Genomic DNA, 20,257 nt, shown 5'->3' with positions numbered 1-20,257 from the left:
GTACGGATCAAGGAGACACGACGTCAGCGAGCGACCAACACCCATTTTCAGCCCGGAACGGGCCACCTCGCCAGAGGCGACAGGGACTAGCCCCGTGGCATGCTGCCAGGCATGCCAAAGGTCATCGGTGACATCTCGGTCTCGCTCGACGGCTTCGTGACCGGGCCGAACCCCGGCCTCGAGAACGGGCTGGGCGACGGCGGCGAAGGCCTGCACACCTGGGCGTTCTCGAACGACACGGTCGACCGGGCGGTGCTGAGCGAGTCGACCGCTGCCACCGGCGTGATCATCATGGGCCGCAAGCTGTTCGACATCATCGACGGCCCCGGCGGCTGGTCCGACGAGGTCGGCTACGGCGCCTCCGAGGCCGGGACCCAGCCGGTGCTCGTGGTGACCCGGACGCCGCCGGACGACATGCGCCTGTCCGCCGACCGGTTCACCTTCGTCATCGACGGCATCGGCAGCGCCGTCTCCAAGGCCGCCGCGATGGCCGACGACCGCGACGTGGTCATCATGGGCGGCGGCGAGGTCATTCGCGGCGCCCTCGACCTGGGCCTGCTCGACGAGCTCAAGCTGCACCTGTCGCCGGTCATCCTCGGCCGCGGGACCCCGCTCTTCGCGGGCGGCACACCCCGGTCGCTCCGGCAGATCCAGGTACGCCCGTCCGCCCACGCCACCCACCTGACCTACCGCGTCGACTGACGTGCCCCAGGTACACGAGATCACCGACGCCGCCGACGAGCGCCTCGGCGACTACCGCGCCCTCACCGACCTCGACCTGCGCACCAAGTGGGAGCCGCCGCACGGGCTCTTCATCGCCGAGGGTGAGCTGGTGCTGCGCCGGGCGCTGCGGGCCGGCTACCACCCCCGGTCCTACCTGATCGACGCCAAGCGCGTGGACCAGCTGGCCGACCTGCCCGGCGACGCGCCCGTCTACGCCGCCACGCCCGCCGTCCTCGAACAGGTCACCGGCTTCCACGTCCACCGCGGGGTGCTCGCCTCGTTCCACCGGCGTCCGCTGCGTACGGCGGACGATCTGATCGCCTCGGCCCGGCGCCTGGCCGTGCTGGAGGACATCAACAACCACACCAACATCGGGGCGGTCTTCCGGGACGCCGCCGCGCTCGGCGTCGACGCGGTGCTGCTCTCGCCGACCTGCGCCGACCCGCTCTACCGGCGCGCCGTCCGGGTGTCGATGGGCGAGGTCTTCGCCGTGCCGTACGCCCGCATCGAGCCCTGGCCGGCCGGCCTGGCCCAGGTCCGCGAGGCCGGCTTCACCGTGCTCGCGATGACCCCCGACCCGGCCGCCGTCCCGCTCCACCTCCTGACGGCCGACCAGCGCAAACGCTCCGCCCTGCTGCTGGGCGCGGAGGGACCCGGCCTGTCCCGCCAGGCGCTCGCGGCCAGCGACGTGCCGGTCAAGATCCCGATGCGCCGCAACGTCGACTCCCTCAACGTCGCCGCGGCCGCCGCCGTGGCGTTCTGGGAACTCGGCCGCGACGACGACGAGATCGCGTGATGGCGGTCGAGGTGGCGGCGGCCAACCACCGTTCCCGCGCCGTGATGACCCGCCTGGGCATGACCCACGACCCCGCCCTGGACTATCTGGAGGACGGCGTACCCACCGTCGTTCATCGCCTCGCGGCGGTCGTTTAGCGGCTGTCGGACCGGCAAGATGAAGGGCATGACCGACGAACTGCCCGTGGCGCCATTGTCCGAGTTGGCCCGACGGCGAAGTGCCAAGTGGCGGAAGTTCCCCGCCGGCGTCGTCCCGTTGCACGTCGCCGAGATGGACTTCGCGCTGGCCCCGCCCGTGCAGGCCGCACTGCGCGAGGCCGTCGACGCGTCCGACGTCGGCTACTCGTCGGCCGAGCCCGAGCTGGGTGAGGCGTTCGCCGGGTTCGCCGCCGCCCGCTGGGGCTGGCAGCTCGACCCCGCCTCGGTCACCGCCATCACCGACGTCGGCGTCGGCGTGGTCGAGCTGCTGCGGGTCTTCACCCGCCCCGGCGACATGGTGGCGATCAGCCCGCCGGTCTACCCGCCGTTCTTCGACTGGACCCCCGAGGCCGGCGTCCGCACCTTCGAGGTCCCGCTGCATCTGGACGACGCCGGCTACCGCCTCGACCTGCCCGCCATCGAAAGATCTTTCCAACAACACCCCGCCGTGTACGTCCTCAGCAACCCCCACAACCCCGTCGGCCGGGCCCACACCGCCGACGAGTTGACCGCCCTGATCCGCCTGGCCGACCGCTACCGGGTGGTCATCGTCAGCGACGAGATCCACGCCCCCTTGACCCTGCCCGGAGCGACGTTCACCCCCATCCTGTCCCTGCCCGGCGCCGCCGACGTGGCCGTGGCCGTGGTCTCGGCCAGCAAGGCCTTCAACCTGGCCGGCCTGAAATGCGCCGCCGTGGTGACCGCCTCGGCCCGGATGGCCGCCGCCGTGGCCTCCTTCCCACCCGACGCCCGCTGGCGCACCGGCCACCTGGGCGCCATCGCCTCCATCGCCGCCTTCCGCGACGGCGGCCCATGGCTGGACCAACTGCTGCACACCCTCGACGCTCGCCGCACCCAACTGGCCACCCTGCTGCGCGACCGCCTCCCCGCCCTCTCCTGGCACCCGCCCCAGGCGACCTACCTGGCCTGGCTCGACTGCCGCAAGCTGGGCGACGACAACCCCGAGCGCCTCTTCCTCGACCGAGCCCGCGTAGGCGTAGAACCCGGCCTGCATTTCGGCGCCGCCGGCGCCGGCCACGTGCGACTCAACTTCGGCACCGGCCCCCACGTCCTCGACGAAGCCACCGCCCGCCTGGCCACTGCCCTGACCGCCACCTCGTAACGCGCCACCTCAGCACCTCTGCCCCCGGGCGGCCGCACCCGCGCGCCGATCGCTCTTGCTCCAGACGACCGCCCCGTCCCGACAGCGCCTTTGCTCAGAGCAGGGGCCGGGGCTGCCGGTGCTGGGTGGGGCAGGTGGGGGTGGTGGGCGACGGCGTGTCCGAAGGCCGCTGTGTCCGGGTCGGCGGCGCGCCGCCCGCGACGGCAGTACGGTTGTACTGTTCATGTTCACCGGCCGATCCGGGGGTGTGCAGGGTGTCGTCCGGCTCCGACCCGCATCTGTTGGCCCTGCTCAGGGCCATCCGCCTCCGTGCGGCCCATCCTGAGGCCGCCGCGGCCGGCGCCGCCGATGTCGAAGCCGCCTTCCGCCGGCCGAGCGAGCCGGGGTCCGCCCGGCCGATGCCCGCCGGTCCGCCGCCCCCGGAGCTTCCGTCGGCCGAGCGCCTGGGGCTGCCGTCCGGCCCGGAGCCCTCCATGGCGCAGGATGCCGGGCCGGGCCGGCCGGCGAACGCGGATCCGTTCGCCCAGTCCGCTCACGACCCGGTCGAGGACCATCCGGCCGGTGCCGTCCCCTCGGTCGATCCCCAGCACGAGTCGGTGCCGGCCGGCGGTCGCGAGGTCTCGATCAGCCCGGAAGGACGTCCGCAGCAGCGGCCGCCAGGGGCGCCGCCGATTCCGGGGATGCCGGTGGCGGGGCCGACACCGGGTGGTGCGAATCTGCCGGGGCCTCCGGGCCGGCTTCTTCCGATCCCTTCGCCGCCGGGTGGTCAAGGGGTCTCGCCGGTCGCGCCGAACCCGCCGCCGCAGGCGCCGGAGGGTGACACGTTCACACCGGCGTCCGGCGATCCGAGGCTGCCGACCACCTATGGGCCGCGGTCCGGCGCCCCGTTCCAGCCGTTCCCGGGCCTCCGAGGGCCGGCCGGAACCCAGCCTTACCCCGGACCAGCTGGAACCCAGCCTTACCCCGGACCAGCCGGAACTCAGTCGCCGGCCGGCGGCGCGGGAGTCCCCCATCCCGCGGGCGGACCGACGATCATGCCGGGTCCCGGCGCCATCAACCCGGGCGCGCTGGTGCCGCGGCCGGCGCCGACCCTGCCCACCCCGGTCCAGGGCCGGCCGTGGCCGACCATCGCGCAGCCAGGCATGCCTCAGCCGGGAACCCAACCCGGCACAGCACAACCGGGCACACCGCAACCGAACCCCGCGCAACCAACCCCCGGCCAGCCGGGCCCAGGGCAGCCGGGTCCCGGCCAGCCCGGCCTCGGGCAACCAGGGTCGGGCCTGCCAGGAGCGGTGCAACCAGGAGCGGGGCTGCCAGGGGCGGCGCAACCGGGGACAGGCCAACCGGGGATTCCGGCCGGTGGCGCGCCCCACGGGCTGCCGAGCGTGCCCGAAGGCGAGAGCGTCCCGATCCCGTGGGCGTCGTCCGTGCGCCCGGTTCAGGGCGGCACCCCGATTCCGCATCCGGGCCACGGCTCGGTGGTCTCCACGGGGCCGGTGTCGGTGGATCCGGTTTCGGCGCTGTCGGCGGTCGGGCGGCCGGTGCCGGGGCAGTACCCGGAGCCGGTGACGCCGGGCGTGCTGCTTCCCGGCGTACCCCAGGTGGGAAGTAAGCCTGATCTCGCACCGCCGCCGGCGGGCGCCGACGGCATGGACCCGGCCGACGACGCCGCGCTGAAGGAAGTGCAGCGGCTGCTCAGCAACAGTCTGAGCCTGGCCGGCGGCACCGACGAGGTGGCGACCCGGCTGCGGGCCACGATCCTGCTGGCGCAGCCGCAGCTCCTGCCGCTGCTGCCGGGCACGCCGCTGACCCAGCGGGAGCAGCTCGCGCAGGCGCTCACCTGGCTGGTGCACAACCTCGACAATCCGCCCGTGCTGGTGGCGGGGTGTGTGCAGCTCGGCGGGGTGCTGGCCGAATGCGGGATCCAGCCGGCGCAGCTGCAGCTGGTGGGGGCGGCGCTGGCCGAGGCGATGCGGCAGGGGATGGCCGCGAACGGGTGGCGGCAGGATTTCGACCAGGCCTGGCGGAGCACCTGGCAGCACGTGCACGAGTGGGTCGGGCACGGCGCCGAGGTGGCGCGCTACCAGCCGGTGACGTGGCTGGCCGAGGTGGTGTCGCACGAGGTGCGGCGGCCCGATCTGGCCGTGGTGCGGATCCGGCCGTACCTGCCGATGCCGTGGCGGGCGGGGCAGTACGCCCGGATCGAGGTGGGCGAGGTGCCGGGGGTGTGGCGGCCGTACTCGCTGGCCGGCCGGGACAACATCATCGAGCTGCACGTCCGCGCGAAGACCGAGACGGGTGTGTCGGGGACCCTCGTGTATCGGACGGACCCGGGTGATCAGGTGCGGTTCAGCCGGCCGGAGGGCGCGATGGGCGTGCCGCGCGGCTCGCGGGCTCTGCTGCTGGTGGCCGGTGACACGGGGGTCGCGCCGCTCAAGGCGATGCTGGGTGAGCTGGCCGCGACCGGCGATCCGCGGCCGGCGGTGCTGTTCTGGGGCGTACGCGATCTGGACGAGCTCTACGACATCGACGACATCGCGCGAATCGCCCGCGCTTGCCGGAGGGCGACCGTCGTTCCCGTCGTTTCCGAGGGTGATTCCGGTCAGTACGCTTCGGGCCTGGTGACGGATGCGATCGCGGCGTACGGGGAATGGTCGGAGGCCGATGCCTTCCTGGCCGGACCGCCGGTGATGTTGACCGCCACAAGCGCCGCGCTGCAAGTGCTCGGGGTGGCCCCCGAGCGCATCCACCACGACGCCCCGGAGGGCTGATGACGGTCGACGAGATCCACGGTGAGCCGATCGACGACCCGTTCCGCCGGCTCGAGAACGCCGAGGATCCCGAGACGGAGGCCTGGTCCGTCGAGCAGGACGCGCGGTTCGCGGCCGCCCGCGACGGCTGGGCCGATCGCGGCGAGTGGTCCGCCGGCCTGGAGAAGCTGTTCCGGGTGGGCTCGGTCAGCACGCCCTGGTGGCGGGGCGATCGGGCGTTCTCGACCCGGCGCGACCCGGGCCAGGACCACGCGGTGCTGCTGGTCACCGAGCCGTCGGGGGAGGAGCGGGTGCTGGTCGACCCGGGCGCCGTCGACCCGACCGGCAAGACCGTGCTGGACGCCTGGTCGCCGTCCAAGGAGGGCGACCTGCTGGCGTACGCGCTGAGCGAGAGTGGCACCGAGTGGGCGACCATCCGGGTGCTGGACGTGACCACCGGTGACATCGTGGACGGTCCGATCGGGCGTACCCGGCACCCGTCGATCGCCTGGCTGCCCGGCGGCCGCTCGTTCTACTACCCGCGTTACCTGACCACCGACGAGTCGGACGAGGAGCGCTGGCTGCGGCAGCGGCTCTATCGGCACGAGCTGGGCCACGACCCGGAGTCGGACGAGCTGGTCTTCGGCGACGGGCTGCCCCGCGCCACGAACCTGGGCGTGTCCACCTCGGACGACGGCCGATGGCTGACCGTGTCGGCGTTCCGCGGCACCGACGCCCGCAACGACGTCTGGCTGGGCGTGCCCGGCGACGGCATGATGACCCCGGTCAGCCTGGGGGAAGACGCGATCTCCCAGCCGTACTTCGATTCCCGTGGCGACCTGTGGCTGCTCACCAACCTGGACGCGCCGCGGTGGCGGCTGTGCCGCTGGGTGGACGGCGAGCGGCGCGAGGTGCTGCCCGAGGATCCGGAGGCGGTGCTGGTCGACGCCGAGGTGCTGGCCGACGAGGGGCTGATCGTGGCGGTCCGCTCCCGCCACGCGGTCAGCGAGGTCAGCGTGCACGACCTCGACGAAGGCCGCGAGGTGCGCCGGCTCGACCTGCCCGGCCCGGGTACGGTCACCACGCTCACCCGCCGCCGTACCGGCACCGATGTGTGGGTGGGTTGGACCGACTTCACCACCCCGGCCTACGTGCTCCACGCCGACGTTGTCACCGGCCGATCCGAGGTGTACGCCCGTCCGCCCGGCGCCCCGGACACGGCGGTGACCACGCGCCAGGTCGTCTACCGGTCGTACGACGGCACGCCGGTGCACATGTTCGTCATCTCCCCGGCCGACGCCGAGGACGCGGCGCCCCGGCCGACCATCCTGTACGGCTACGGCGGCTTCAACATCTCCATCACCCCGGGCTATTCGGCGTCCATCCAGGCGTGGGTCGCGCGCGGCGGTGTGTACGCGGTGGCGAACCTGCGGGGCGGCAGCGAGGAGGGCGAGGAGTGGCACCGGGCCGGGATGCGTGAGCACAAGCAGAACGTGTTCGACGACTTCGCGGCCGCCTCGGACTGGCTGGTCGACCAGGGCGTGACGACCCGGGAGCAGCTGGGCATCCGGGGCGGCTCGAACGGCGGCCTGCTGGTCGGTGCGGCGGTCACCCAGCATCCGTCGAAGTGGAGCGCCGCCGTCTGCTCGGCGCCGCTGCTGGACATGCTGCGGTACGAGCGGTTCGGGCTGGGCGAGTACTGGAACGGGGAGTACGGCACGGTCGCCGACCCTGATGAGTTCCGGTGGCTGCGGGCCTATTCGCCGTACCACCACGTGCGCCCGGGGACGGCCTATCCGGCGGTGCTGTTCACCGTCTTCGAGGGCGACACCCGGGTCGACACGATGCACGCCCGGAAGATGTGCGCGCTGCTCCAGCGGGACACGGCCGGCCCGGCGCCGATCCTGATCCGCCGCGAGGTGGGCGTCGGCCACTCGACCCGGGCGGTGTCCCGTGACGTCGAGCTGGCCGCCGACGAATTGTCGTTTTTGTCGAACTACCTCAGAGCGGCTGACAGGGCGTCGGCGTAGCGCGGCGGCAGAAAGCCGATCTTGGCCGCCGCGAGCACCTCGGCGCGGTCGGCCAGCGCGGTCGCGAAGCCGGCCGCGGGGATCTCGGCGCGGAGGGCGTCGACCACCGGCGAGGGGTGATCGAGCATGGACAGCGCCACGACCGACTCCTCGACCTCGCCGACACACTCGAACGGCTTGTGCGCGTCGAGCCCGAGCAGCTCCCGGTAGCCGGGCAGCTGGGCCGGGTCGGCGAACAGGTCGTGCCCGAAGATGTGCACGAGCCGTTCGTACGGCATGAACGGCGCCATGGCCAGGAAGACGAACCGGCACTTGGGGCAGTCGCCGCACCAGCGGGCCGTCGGGTCGTGCAGCTTGAACGCCTGGTTGCAGCTGGTCACCACGTCGTCGTAGCGGGTGTGGGCGGCGAACAGCTCGGCGATCCGCAGCTCGGACAGCGGCCGCAGGAACGAGAAGTAGGGCTCGGTCAGGCCGACGTGTTCCCGGACGGCCTCGCGCAGCAGCCCCTCGGCGGTCTCGCCCTTGGACCACTGGTGGTTGACCTCGTGACCGTTCCAGATCAGGTTCGGGTCGCTGGCCGAGCGCTCGTTGGACATCACCACCGGGCCGAGCCCGTGCCAGGCCGCGGTGGCGATCGCGATCAGCGAGTTGATCGCGGTGACCGGGATGTGGCCGTTGCGGGCGCCGGCCGAGTTCAGCTCGAACAGCCGCGGGTCGAGCTTGCGGCGGGCGGCCAGGGCGGGGAGGCCGGACGCCTCGTTGACGCTGGCGATGACCGGGTTGGGGTTCACCGAGAACGGCACCGGGTCGAAGCCGGCGTCGCGCAGGATCTCCAGCGTGACGATCGAGTCCTTGCCGCCGCCGACGGCCGAGAGCGGGCGCCCGCCCGAGTTGTCGGTCGCGCCGATCGGCGGCACGGAGCCGGCCGGGGTGGCAACCTTGAGGCCGAGCACGTGGGGCAGCTGGTTGCGGTAGGCGTACTCGGCCAGCCCGTCGGTGTAGACGGCGTCGAAGAACGCCTGGGCCGCGGGCCCGACGGGGGTGGAGGTGATCACCTGGGGCGGGGCGCCGACCTTGTAGTAGCTGACCCCGGCCACCACGTGCAGCAGGTCGAGCGTCCGGTCGAAGGTCGCTCGCCGGGTCTCGCCGGGCGGGAAGGTGACGGTCTCGGTGAAGGCCTCCGGCTGGTCGCCCTCGAGCAGGTAGCCAAGCTTGACCACGCCGGTCGCGGTGTCGACCTCACGCGAGGTCATCCGCAGCGCCGTGTATTCCTGAGCCACCCGCATACTCCCGTCGTCGGACCGGCGGCAATACTAATGCGCACCCCCACGGAAGGATTCCCCAGTGCGTCTCGCAGACCTGAAGGGCAAGTCCGTCGCCGTCTGGGGTACGGGCCGGGAGGGCCGGGCGGCGGTCACCGCGATCGCCCCGCACGGGCCGGCGCGGCTGCTCGCCGTGGACGACAGCGCCAACTTCCTCTCCATCCCGTGGGAGGGCGAGCTGGCCACCCTGGCCCCGCTGGCCGGCGGCGACCACGCGCAGGCCGCGCTGATGGCGGCCGACGTGGTGGTGCGGTCGCCCGGTGTGCCACAGACCCACCCGTGGATGGCTGAGCTGCGTACCCGTGGCATCACCATCACCGGCGGCAGCGCGCTGTGGATGGCCGAGCACGCCGGCCGCACCGTGGGCGTGACCGGGTCGAAGGGCAAGAGCACCACGTCCAGCCTGATCAGCCACCTGCTGGCCGCGGTGTCCCGGCCGAACGTGTTCGGCGGCAACATCGGGGTCCCGCTGCTCGATCTGCCGCCCGCCGAGCTCTACGTGCTCGAGCTCTCCAGCTACCAGTGCGCCGACCTGGCCGACTCGCCCCGGGTGGCCGTGGTCACCTCGCTGTTCCCGGAACACCTGGACGCACACGGCGGCGAGCGCGAGTACTACCGTGACAAGCTCAACATCCTCGCCCACAGTCCGGAATTGATCGTCGTGAACGCGGCCGACGACCGCCTCATGCGTGAGGTCGCCGGGGTCACCGACGCGAGCAAGTTCGCCCCGGTGCCGGCCGGCGCCGATGACTCCCGTTTCCGCGTCGAGGCGGACGGCCAGGTGTGGTGCGGCGACGACGCGCTGTTCGCGCGCGCCGACTTCAAGCCGCGCGGCGTGCACAACGGGCGCAATCTCTGTGTCGCGCTCGCGGTGCTCGACGGCCTGGGTCTCGATGTGTACGCGCCCGAGGTCGCCGCCGCGGTGCGGTCCTACCAGGGCCTGCCCCACCGGCTGGCCGAGATCGAGGACCCGTCCGGGCTGACCTTCGTCGACGACACCCTGTCGACCAGCCCCTATTCCGCCATGCACGCGATCGACGCCTACCTGGGCCGGCCGCTGACCGTGCTGGTCGGCGGCACCGACCGTGGCCTCGACTACGCGCCGCTGCGCGCGCACCTGCGCGATCTGGAGCTGACCGTGATCGGCCTCCCGGACAGCGGCCCGCGCATCCTGGCCGAGCTGGCCGGCCTGCCCGCCGTGCGCACCGAGGAGGCCGAGGACCTGCCGGCCGCGGTGCGCCTGGCCCGCGAGCTCACGCCCGAGGGTGGCGTCGTGCTGCTCTCGCCGGCCGCGCCCAGCTACGGGCGGTACCGCAACTTCGAGCACCGCTCCGAGGTGTTCGTGCAGGCCATCCGCGACAGCGCGGTGTGACCCCGGTCGCATCTTTCATCTGATCGGCTTCGAGCCCATCGGGCGTTCGGCCGATCCCAAACCCTGGCGTACCCGGTCGAACCTCGCCTTCCTGCGGTAAGGAAGGTTTCCGGATTCATGTGGGTGAATCGGCGCGGTTGCCGGGCCTTCGTTCAGGTAACGGTTTGAAAACTTGAACCAGATTCTTGACACAGGGGGGTCTTTAGTAAGAACTTTTACCGCGACAGTTAACACTCCTTCCTGAAGGGCGGGGCCACATGGTCGAGCCGGCGGTGGACGGCGCGGCACCAGCCGTAGTCGTCACGGCCCCGGGGCTGAACGGCTCGGACGGCGTCCTGGTACGCGTCCGGACCCTGCTCCCGGAGTTCACCGGCGCCCTGCAGCGAGTCGCCGATCAGGTGCTCACCGACCCGGCCGCCGCCTCCCGCGCCACGATCGTCGAGCTGGCCGAGCGCAGCGGCACCTCGCCCGCGACGGTCACCCGGTTCTGCCGGGCGCTCGGCTTCGACGGGTACGCGGACCTGCGGCTGGGCATCGCCGCCGAGACCGGCCGGGCCCGGTCGGCCGGCTGGACCGTCGACATCGGCCGGGAGATCCAGCCCGGCGATCCGCTGGAGCGCGTCCTCGGCCAGATCATGGCCGCCGACACCCGCGCCATGCACGACACCGCCGAGCTGCTCGACCTGGCCGAGGTCGAGCGGGCGGCCGGCGCGATCGCCGCGGCCACCCGGGTGAACATCTTCGGCGCCAGCGGCAGCGCCCTGGTCGGCGAGGAGATGCAGTTCAGCCTGCACCGCATCGGGGTGCCCGCCTGGGCCTGGACGGACGTGCACAACGGCCTGGCCAGCGCCGCGCTCGCCCGCCCGGGCGACGTCGCGCTGGGCATCTCGCACTCCGGCGAGACCGGCGAGACCATCGAGCTGCTGGCCGAGGCCAGCAGCCGCGGCGCCAGCACGATCGCGCTGACCAGCTTCCCGCGCTCGCCGCTGGCCGAACTCGCCGACATCGTGCTGGTCACCGCCACCCAGGCGACCACCTTCCGGCCGGACGCGCTCTCCGCGCGGCACCCGCAGCTGGTCGTCCTCGATCTTCTCTACGTCGCCGTCGCGCAGCGGACCCACGAACGTTCGCACGCCGCGTTCCAGCGCACCGCCCAGGCCGTCAGCGGACACAAAGCCGCCAAGGACGGGACCGCAACGCCATGAACAAACACCTGATGTCCACCCCACATAAATCGCGCACCCCACAAGACCCCTCTGGAGGAACCGTGAAGCGCAAGATCGCGCTCGCCGCGGCACTCACCGCCACGCTGCTCGCCGCCGCGTGCGGTAACGACGGCAGCACCAGCGGTACGCCGGACGCCAACGCGTCGGTCGACGGCAAGGGCAAGACCCTCAAGGTCTGGCTCATGGTCGACGCCCAGTCCGGCTGGAAGAACGTCGTCGACCAGGCCAACGAGCGCTTCACCGCGGCCACCGGCGCCCAGGTGCAGATCGACTACCAGCAGTGGGGCGACCACCTGGCCAAGGTCGACGCCACGCTGGCCGGCTCCGACGTGCCGGACGTGATGGAGCTCGGCAACACCGAGATGCCCAAGTACGTCTTCAACGGCGCCTTCCACGAGCTCGACAAGGCCCAGTACGAGAACTCGAAGGACTGGCTGACCGGCCTCTCCGCGCCGTGCGAGTTCGAGGGCAAGACCTGGTGCGTGCCCTACTACGCCGGCGCCCGCGTCCTGGTCTACAACACCGACCTGTTCACCAAGGCCGGCGTCCAGCCCCCGAAGACGTACGCCGATGTGGTCGCCGCGGCCAAGGCGCTGAAGCAGAAGAACCCCGGGCCCAAGTTCTCCGCCTTCTACGCCCCCGGCCAGCACCAGTACATGGGCCTGGCCTGGGCGGTCAGCAAGGGCGGCACGATCGCCAAGCAGGAGGGCGACAAGTGGGTCGGCACCCTGTCCGACCCCAAGGTGCAGGAGGGTCTGACCAACTGGAAGGAGATCACCACCTTCTCCTCCGGTGACAAGACCAAGAACGAGCAGGACCAGGCCGCGATCTTCGCGCAGGGTCAGAGCGGCATGATGTACGGCGCGGGCTGGGAGGCCGGCGCGGCGCAGGAGCAGCCGAAGGACCCCAACGACCCGGCGTCGGAGAAGGTCAAGACCAAGGTGGCCGGCAAGGTCGCCACGGTCGCCATGCCCGAGGTTCCGTCCTTCCTCGGTGGCTCGAACGTGGGCATCACCGCCAAGGCGCAGAACCCCGAGCTGGCCGCGCAGTGGATCAAGATCTTCACCGACAGCAAGTCGCAGGAGCTCCTGATCGACAAGGGTGCCCTGCCCAACGCGACCAGCCTGCTCGACAAGGCCGCCGCCAAGGAGGGCAACGAGGCCAGCGCTCAGGCCGCGAAGAGCAGCTTCTTCGTCCCGATGGCGCCGAAGTGGGCCGAGGTCGAGTCGGCCAACGTGATCCAGCAGATGCTGGTCAGCATCGCCACCGACAAGGCCACCGTCGCGGACGCGACCAAGAAGGCCGACGACCAGATCAACACCATCCTCAACAGCTGACCACCGGCGCCGCCCGCTCGTCCCTGACGCGGGCGGGCGGCGCACCGGTGACTCCTTGAGGAGAGGAAGGGATCCGATGTCCGTCGCCTCACCGTCCGCACCGACGCGGCCCACCCCGCCCGGCCCGCCGGCGCCGGGCGCGCACGTCCGGCGGAAGCGGCGTTCGAGCAGGTCCGGTGGCTTCGTGCCGTACGGGCTCGCGCTCCCGGCGCTGTTCCTGCTGTTCGCCCTGCTCGGTTATCCGATGGTCCGGATGATCGTGCTGTCGTTCCAGAACATGCGGCTGCGGGAGCTGTTCAACGGGCTCACCCCGCCGTGGGTCGGCCTCGACAACTACACCAGGACCCTCACCGACAGCGTGTTCTGGACCGTGGCCCTGCGGACCACCATCTTCACCGTGGTCTCGGTCGCGCTCACCGTGGTCATCGGCCTGGGCGTGGCGATGTTGATGCGCCGGGTCGCGCCGAGCCTCCGGATCGCGATGATCGTCGTGATGATGTTCGTCTGGGCGATGCCCCAGCTGGTCGCCACGCAGATCTTCCGCTGGCTGGTCGACGCCGACTTCGGCGTGATCAACTACCTGCTCACGCTGCTCGGCCTGGACTACGAGAGCCACAGCTGGTTCGCCGAGCCGCTCGAGGGCTGGTCGGTGATCACCGCGCTGGTCGTCTGGGCGGGCATCCCGTTCATCGCGATCACGCTGAACGCCGGCCTCACCCAGGTGCCCAAGGAACTGCTCGAGGCGGCCACGGTCGACGGCGCCTCGCCCTGGCAGGCGTTCCGTAACATCACGCTGCCGATCTTGAAACAGCTGATCGTCATCGTGACCACGTTGTCGGTGATCTGGAACTTCGGCCTGTTCACCCAGCCCTGGGTGATGCGGGACGGCCGGCCCAGCTCCGACTACCAGACGCTGGCCACGTACGCGTACAGCACCGCCTTCAAGACCAACAACTACAGCCTCGGCTCGGCCATCTCGGTGATCACCGTGATCCTGCTGGCCGCGGTGATGGTGTTCTACATCCGTCAGATGTTCAAGATCGGAGACGTGGACTGATGGCCGCCGTCGCCCCCGTCGTCCCGGTACGCAAACGCCGCCGCCGCCGCCCGATCGACAGCGACACCGTCACGGTCGGCCGCAGCGGGGCCGGAACACTGTTCGCGAACCTGGCCGCCATCGGATTCATCGTGGTGATGGCGTTCCCGGTCTACTGGGTGCTGAACACCGCGTTCAAGCCGTCGAACGAGATCCTCCGGTTCGAGCCGACGTTCGTGCCGATGAGCCCGACGTTCGACAACTTCAAGTCGGCCTTCAACGCGCCGTTCTTCCAGCAGGACCTGCTGAACAGCGTGATCATCACGCTCGGTGCGGTGGCCGGCGCGATCGTGGTCGGCTTCCTGGCCGCGCTGGCGATCGCCCGGTTCCAGTTCTACGGCCGCAAGGCGATCATCCTGATCGTCCTCGGCGTGCAGATGGTGCCGCTGGTCGCGCTCCTCATTCCGCTCTACCTGATGATGCAGGGACTGGGGCGGACCAAGGAGCTGCCTGGGGTGATCATCGTCTATATCGTGCTGATCCTGCCGTACACCGTCTGGACGCTTCGTGGTTTCATCTCCGGGATCCCGCGCGAGCTCGACGAGGCCGCGTTGATCGACGGGTGCACGCGCGCACAGGTGTTCTGGCGGATCATCCTGCCGCTCACGGGTCCCGGTTTGGTCGCAACGTCCGTGTACGGCTTCATTCAAGCGTGGAACGAGTTCATCATCATCAACACGTTCAACGATCAGGCCCAGCAGAACCTGATGGCCTGGCTGCTGCAGAACCAGACGCAACGAGGGACGTTCTGGGGACCGTTGATGGCCGGGTCGATCCTGACCGCGATCCCGGTGGTGATCTTCTTCCTCATCATCCAGCGCAACATCGCGACCGGCCTCACCGCCGGCGCGGTGAAGGGCTGACCAGCACCAAACCCCTTTTTCCGTACGAAAGAACGCGCACCATCAGCGAGGAGTAACGATGAGCGAAATTTTTGCCCGGCCTGAGGTCGACCGGCGCACCCTGCTGCGTCGTGCCGCGGCCGTGGGCCTGCTGGCCACCCCGGCGGCGAGCCTGCTGAGCGCCTGCGTCGGCGGGGGCGAGGAGAAGACCCAGGACCAGGCCGAGGGTACGAAGAGCGCCACCAACCCGCTCGGCGTCGACGCGAAGGCCCCGCTCGAGGTCATCATCTTCAACGGCGGCCTGGGCAGCAAGTACGCCACCGACGTGCACATCCCCTCGTACAAGAAGTCCTTCCCGACCGCCGAGGTCAAGTTCTCCGAGACCCAGGAGATCGGCAAGGTCGTCCAGCCCCGGATCAACGCCGGCGACCCGCCGGACATGGTCAACAACGCCGGCGCCGGCCTGATGGACATGGCCGCCATCGTCAAGGCGGGCCAGGCCCAGGACCTGACCGACCTGTTCGCCGCCCCGTCGCTCGACATCCCGGGCAAGACGGTCAAGGACACCCTGGTGCCCGGCGCGTACGAGCAGGGCCTGTTCGACGGCAAGCCGTTCGTGCTCAACTACGCGTTCACGGTGTACGGCCTCTGGTACAACAAGGCGCTGTTCACCAAGAACAACTGGACGCTGCCGAAGACCTGGTCCGAGTTCACCACGCTGCTCGGCACCATCAAGGCCGCGGGCATCACGCCGTTCGCGTACCCGGGCGCCAACGCGCCGTACTACATGTACCTGGCCATCCTGACCAGCGCGGCCAAGATCGGTGGCACCGAGCTGCTCAAGGCGCTGGACGAGAACGCGGACGGCGCGTGGGAGGCCGAGCCGATCAAGCAGGCCGCCGCCGCGTGGGCCGAGATCGGCGCCAAGTACTCCGACAAGAAGTTCAAGGGTCTCAAGCACACCGAGATCCAGCTGCAGCAGAACCAGGACAAGGTCGCCTTCTACCCGTGCGGCTCCTGGCTCGAGAACGAGCAGGCCAAGGACACCCCGAAGGGCTTCGAGTACGCGGTCATCCCGATCCCGTCGGTCACCGGCTCGGACAAGCTGCCGCAGACCGCGATCTACGCGGCGGCCGGCGAGATGTACTACGCCTCCAGCAAGGGCAAGAACCCGCGCGGCGGTATGGAGTACCTGCGCCACATGCTCTCCAAGGAGGGCGCGGCCGGCTTCACCAAGCTGACCAAGGTGCTGACCGTGGTGCAGGGCGCGGCCGACGGCCTGACCATCTCGCCCGGCCTGACCAGCGGCAACGAGCTGCTCAAGGGCGCCGGCAAGGACTTCTTCGGCTACCGCTGGCCCGACCTGTACAAGAAGCTCGACGTCGAGGTCCAGGCCGCGACCAACCAGCTGATGTACGACGGCGGCACCGCCGACCAGTTCGTCACCCGGATCGCCAAGGCCGCGAAGGCCGTCTAAGAACTTTTTCAAATTCGCTTTCGAGGCGCTTCTACAGGCGGCGAATTTGGAAAAGTTCTAGGCCTAGTCAGTTACATCGCCGGCCAGTAGGAAGGACGTCATGCGGCGCGGCAAGTATCCATTCATCATCGGTTTCCTTGTCGTGCCGGTGGCGCTCTACGTGACCTTCGTGGTCGCGGCGTACGTGCAGACGTTCCAGCTCGCGTTCACCGACTGGTCCGGGCTGGGACCGATCACGTATGTCGGTTTCGACAACTTCGTCACGATGTGGAACGACTCGTTGTTCTGGCGGTCCATCCAGCACAACCTGTTCGTCCTGCTGGTTCTCCCCATCCTGACGATCGCCCTCGCGCTGGTGTTCGCCTTCCTGCTGAACGTCGGCGGGGGCCACAAGGGCGGCACCACGCGCGGGGTCTGGGGTTCGAAGCTCTACCGGGTCATCTTCTTCTTCCCGCAGCTGCTGGCCCTGGCGATCGTCGCGGTCATCTTCGGCCGGGTCTACTCGCCGGACGACAGCGGCCTGATCAACGGGCTGCTGCCGGCCGGCACCGAGCCGATCCTGTTCCTGGCCGACGGCAACCTGGCGCTGATCTCGATCGTCGCGGTGCTGATCTGGCAGTCGGTCGGGTTCTACGTGGTGCTCTTCTCGGCGGGCATGGGCTCGATCTCGCCGGAGATCTACGAGGCCGCCGCGATCGACGGCGCCAACCGGATCACGCTGTTCTTCCGGATCACCGTGCCGCTGCTCTGGCAGACGATCCAGGTCGCCTGGGTCTACCTGGGCATCGCCGCCTTCGACTGCTTCGCGCTGGTCAACATCATGAGCGTGGAGCGCGGCGGACCGGACGGCGCCACCTCGGTGCTGAGCATGATGATCTACCGCAACGCGTTCGAGTTCTCCCAGGCCGGTTACGCCTCGGCGCTGGGTGTCTCGCTGTTCATCCTGACCCTGGCGTTCGCCGCGCTGACCCTCCGGGTCACCCGCCGCGACGCCGTCGAGATGTGAGGGGTACGCGATGACGACGACCCAGGCACCCGCCACCACGCCCGCCGCCGCCTCGTCGGCCGGGCGCAAGCCGGACACCAAGCGCGAGGTCAACGCGTTCAGCGGCCTCGCCCACGTCGGCCTGTTCATCTGGGCGCTGGCCACCGCCGGCCCGCTCATCTGGGTGGTGCTGTCCTCCTTCAAGAACAACACCGAGATCTTCCTCGGCCAGCCGTTCGGGCTGCCCGGCTCGTTCTCGTTCCAGTCGTACGTCGACGCCTGGAACACCGCGCACGTCGGCCAGTACTTCCTGAACAGCGTCTTCGTGGTGGTCGTCAGCACCGCCGGAACCATGCTGCTCGGCTCGATGGCCGCGTACGTGCTGGCCCGCTACAAGTTCTTCGGCAACCGGTTCATCTACTACCTGTTCGTCAGCGGCCTCGCGTTCCCCACCTTCATGGCCCTGGTCCCGCTGTTCTTCATCCTGAAGGGCTTCGGCCTGATCAACACGTTCACCGGGCTGATCCTGGTGTACATCGCCTACTCGCTGCCGTTCACGGTGTTCTTCCTGGCCGCGTTCTTCAAGACGCTGCCGATGGAGATCGAGGAGGCGGCGACCGTCGACGGCGCCTCGCACACCCGCAAGTTCTTCCAGATCATGGTGCCGATGGCCAAGAGTGGCCTGGTCAGCATCACGATCTTCAACATCGTCGGCCAGTGGAACCAATACCTGCTACCGGTCGCGATCATGCAGGGCGCGGGCGCCGACTCCAAGTGGGTGCTGACACAGGGCATCGCGAACATCAGCACGTCGGCCGGTTACCAGGCGCAGTGGTCCACGCTGTTCGCCGCGCTCACGCTCTCGATCCTGCCGATGATCGTGGTGTACGCGATCTTCCAGCGCCAGATCCAGGCCGGTCTGACCGCGGGCGCCGTGAAGTAAATGTCGTACCTCACCGCCAGAATGGCGGTGTGGGTCCACCGCTGATAGCCGTTCAAGAGGGGCTGGGTCCGGCCACGCACGGGGGTGGCCGGCTCCAGCCCCTGCTTGCTGACGGCTCGGCGGCCGGCCCCGCCTTCGACGTGCCCGATCTCGCCGTTTTTGTGAAAGAACGCGAGGCGGCCGAGCCGGTGCGCTGGGTCTGGGCGGCCACCGCCGAGATCTACCCGCCGCTGGTCCGGGCCGGCGTCCGGGTCCGGCGCGGCCACGACCTCGAGCTCACCGAGGCTCTCCTGCAGGGGTACGCCGGGCGCTGGGGCGCCCCGCGCGCGTTGCCGGCGGTGCTCGCCCGCCTCGACGGCGGTCCCGTGCCGGCCGACCCGCCGCCCCACCAGCCCGACCCGCCCGGCCTCAGCCAGGGCTTCCTGTTCGACACCGGCCCCCGGCAGTCCGGTTCGTCGGCCGCCCTGGCCGACGTGGTCCGCGCCTACGCCGACCAGCAGGCCCGCCTCTCCGCCGTCGACGCGCCCGGCCGCTTCCGTCTGCTCGTGGCGGCCGAGAACGCCGGCGCGCTGCTCGGCGTCGAGATGGGCCACGCGGGCCTGCCCTGGCGAGCCGACATCCACAACGAGCTGCTGCGCGACATGCTCGGCGCGCCGCAGCCGGTCGGTCCGCCCCGCCGACTGGCTTCGTTGACGGCCGAGATCAACGACGCTTTCGGCGTACGCGGACTGCATCCTGACTCTCCGGCCGAGGTGGTGAAGGCGTTCGCCCGCGCGGGCGTCGAGATCCCCAACACCCGGGCCTGGGTGCTGAAGAACGTCGACCATCCGGCGGTCAAACCGCTCCTGGAATACAAGGAGCTCTACCGCATCTGGACGGCGCACGGCTGGTCGTGGCTCGACGCGTGGGTGGTCGGCGGCCGGTTCCGCGCCGAGTTCGTCCCCGGCGGCGTGGTCTCCGGCCGCTGGGCCACCCGCGGCGGGGGAGCGCTCCAGGTCCCCAAGGTGGTCCGCCGCGCGGTCGTCGCCGACGAGGGCTGGCGCTTCGTGGTCGCCGACGCCGGCCAGCTCGAGCCCCGCGTGCTCGCGGCGGTCTCCGGCGACGCTCGCCTGGCCGCCGCGGCCAAGGCCGGCGACCTCTACGCCGCCCTGGCCACCGACTCCTTCGACGGCGACCGCGCCAAGGCCAAGATCGCCCTGCTCGGCGCCATGTACGGCCAGACCGGCGGCGCCGCCATTCCCGCCCTGGCGGTGCTGCGGCAGCGCTACCCGACCGCCTTCGAGTACGTCGAGTCGGCCGCCCGCACCGGCGAGGCCGGCGGCCTGGTCCGCTCCTGGCTCGGCCGAACCTGCCCGCCGGCCTCGTCATCCTGGCGCGACAACGGCCTCGACCCGCCCGAGGAGGCCGGCTCGGCCGAACTGCCCCAGGGCGGCGCGACCGGCCGGGCCCGAGGCCGCTTCACCCGCAACTTCGTCATCCAGGCGACGGCCGCCGAGTGGGCCCTGGTCCTGCTGGCGTCCCTGCGCACGGCCTTGGAGGGCACCAAGGCCGAACTGGTCTTCTTCGTCCACGACGAGGTGGTCGTCCACTGCCCCGAGCCCGAGGCCCCCACGGTCGTGGCCGCCGTCCAGCAGGCCGCCGCCGAAGCCGGCCGCCTCCTCTTCGGCGCCACCGAGGTCCGCTTCCCCTTGGACGTCTCCGTCGTCGAGTGCTACGCCGACGCCAAGTAACCGGCTTCCGCTCGGCTTCCGCTGGGCTTGCGTTCGGCTTCCGCTCGGGTTGCGCTCGGCTTCCATCTGGCGTCTTGGTCGCCGAGTGGAACGTCGATGCCGAGTAACCGGCCTCGCTCGGCTTCATGGTCGTCGAGTGCTCGGGTCTCTCGTCGTCGCGTGCGACGCCGACGCCGACGCCGACGCCGACGCCGACGCCGACGCCGACGCCGACGCCGACGCCGACGCCGACGCCGACGGCAACGCCGACGCGGGCGTGGGGGGGGGGGGGGGGGCGGCGGGCGCGGCGAGGGTGGGGGGGGACCCCG

Annotated in this window: 16 protein-coding genes; 15 read left to right on the top strand and 1 reads right to left on the bottom strand. The window is 70.7% G+C overall.

Annotated features, from left to right (window positions below):
• The first annotated feature begins 111 nt into the window (after positions 1-111).
• The 6 genes from AB0O15_RS47080 to AB0O15_RS47055 all read left to right on the top strand — a co-directional run bounded on the left by AB0O15_RS47080 (position 112) and on the right by AB0O15_RS47055 (position 7,619).
• Complete coding sequence (locus AB0O15_RS47080) at positions 112-702, top strand: dihydrofolate reductase family protein (protein WP_364334458.1); 591 nt, start codon at positions 112-114, stop codon at positions 700-702.
• A 1-nt stretch (position 703) separates the two neighbouring features.
• Positions 704-1,519 (top strand): RNA methyltransferase, encoded by an 816-nt coding sequence (locus AB0O15_RS47075; RefSeq protein ID WP_364334455.1) that lies wholly within the window; start codon positions 704-706, stop codon positions 1,517-1,519.
• Positions 1,516-1,656, top strand: coding sequence for a hypothetical protein (locus AB0O15_RS47070; protein ID WP_364334452.1), 141 nt, complete (start codon positions 1,516-1,518; stop codon positions 1,654-1,656). The genes AB0O15_RS47075 and AB0O15_RS47070 overlap by 4 nt, the downstream gene beginning before the upstream one ends.
• Before the next feature lie 28 nt (positions 1,657-1,684).
• The gene (locus AB0O15_RS47065) at positions 1,685-2,839 is read left to right on the top strand and encodes an aminotransferase class I/II-fold pyridoxal phosphate-dependent enzyme (RefSeq protein WP_364334449.1); all 1,155 of its coding nucleotides are present in this window, start codon (positions 1,685-1,687) and stop codon (positions 2,837-2,839) included.
• 1,385 nt (positions 2,840-4,224) lie between these two features.
• Entirely contained in the window at positions 4,225-5,610 is a 1,386-nt protein-coding gene (locus tag AB0O15_RS47060) for a globin (RefSeq protein WP_364334446.1), read from the top strand.
• Positions 5,610-7,619, top strand: a complete 2,010-nt coding sequence (locus tag AB0O15_RS47055; RefSeq protein ID WP_364334443.1) for a prolyl oligopeptidase family serine peptidase — start codon at positions 5,610-5,612, stop codon at positions 7,617-7,619. Before AB0O15_RS47060 ends, AB0O15_RS47055 begins: the two co-directional genes overlap by 1 nt.
• Here the strand turns inward: AB0O15_RS47055 and AB0O15_RS47050 are convergent.
• Complete coding sequence (locus tag AB0O15_RS47050; RefSeq protein WP_364334461.1) at positions 7,586-8,872, bottom strand: hypothetical protein; 1,287 nt, start codon at positions 8,870-8,872, stop codon at positions 7,586-7,588. The genes AB0O15_RS47055 and AB0O15_RS47050 overlap by 34 nt on opposite strands.
• A gap of 91 nt (positions 8,873-8,963) precedes the next feature.
• Here AB0O15_RS47050 and murD point away from each other — a divergent pair, with 91 nt between their 5' ends.
• From murD to AB0O15_RS47005, 9 genes are all read left to right on the top strand, one after another.
• On the top strand, positions 8,964-10,313 hold the full coding sequence (gene murD / locus AB0O15_RS47045; protein WP_364334440.1) for a UDP-N-acetylmuramoyl-L-alanine--D-glutamate ligase: 1,350 nt from the start codon (positions 8,964-8,966) through the stop codon (positions 10,311-10,313).
• A 257-nt stretch (positions 10,314-10,570) separates the two neighbouring features.
• Positions 10,571-11,518, top strand: a complete 948-nt coding sequence (locus tag AB0O15_RS47040; protein ID WP_364334437.1) for a MurR/RpiR family transcriptional regulator — start codon at positions 10,571-10,573, stop codon at positions 11,516-11,518.
• Positions 11,519-11,580: 62 nt separating this feature from the next.
• Positions 11,581-12,876, top strand: a complete 1,296-nt coding sequence (locus AB0O15_RS47035; protein ID WP_364334434.1) for an extracellular solute-binding protein — start codon at positions 11,581-11,583, stop codon at positions 12,874-12,876.
• A gap of 76 nt (positions 12,877-12,952) precedes the next feature.
• On the top strand, positions 12,953-13,933 hold the full coding sequence (locus AB0O15_RS47030; RefSeq protein ID WP_364334431.1) for a sugar ABC transporter permease: 981 nt from the start codon (positions 12,953-12,955) through the stop codon (positions 13,931-13,933).
• Positions 13,933-14,835, top strand: a complete 903-nt coding sequence (locus AB0O15_RS47025) for a carbohydrate ABC transporter permease (protein WP_364334428.1) — start codon at positions 13,933-13,935, stop codon at positions 14,833-14,835. The genes AB0O15_RS47030 and AB0O15_RS47025 overlap by 1 nt, the downstream gene beginning before the upstream one ends.
• Before the next feature lie 58 nt (positions 14,836-14,893).
• A complete protein-coding gene (gene ngcE / locus AB0O15_RS47020) occupies positions 14,894-16,291 on the top strand; it encodes an N-acetylglucosamine/diacetylchitobiose ABC transporter substrate-binding protein (RefSeq protein ID WP_364334425.1) in 1,398 nt (465 codons plus the stop codon).
• Between the two features lie 100 nt (positions 16,292-16,391).
• Positions 16,392-17,297 carry a sugar ABC transporter permease gene (locus tag AB0O15_RS47015; RefSeq protein WP_364334422.1) on the top strand — a complete coding sequence of 302 codons (906 nt, stop codon included), beginning with the start codon at positions 16,392-16,394 and terminating at the stop codon, positions 17,295-17,297.
• 10 nt (positions 17,298-17,307) lie between these two features.
• Positions 17,308-18,219 carry a carbohydrate ABC transporter permease gene (locus tag AB0O15_RS47010; RefSeq protein WP_364334419.1) on the top strand — a complete coding sequence of 304 codons (912 nt, stop codon included), beginning with the start codon at positions 17,308-17,310 and terminating at the stop codon, positions 18,217-18,219.
• Between the two features lie 29 nt (positions 18,220-18,248).
• Positions 18,249-19,949, top strand: coding sequence for a bifunctional 3'-5' exonuclease/DNA polymerase (locus tag AB0O15_RS47005; protein WP_364334416.1), 1,701 nt, complete (start codon positions 18,249-18,251; stop codon positions 19,947-19,949).
• Positions 19,950-20,257 lie beyond the last annotated feature (308 nt).

The sequence above is a fragment of the Actinoplanes sp. NPDC089786 genome, from assembly GCF_040684855.1.
Taxonomy (GTDB): domain Bacteria; phylum Actinomycetota; class Actinomycetes; order Mycobacteriales; family Micromonosporaceae; genus Actinoplanes.
The sequence above is the reverse complement of the archived record's forward strand: the minus strand, read 5'-3'. Positions and strand labels throughout refer to the sequence as shown.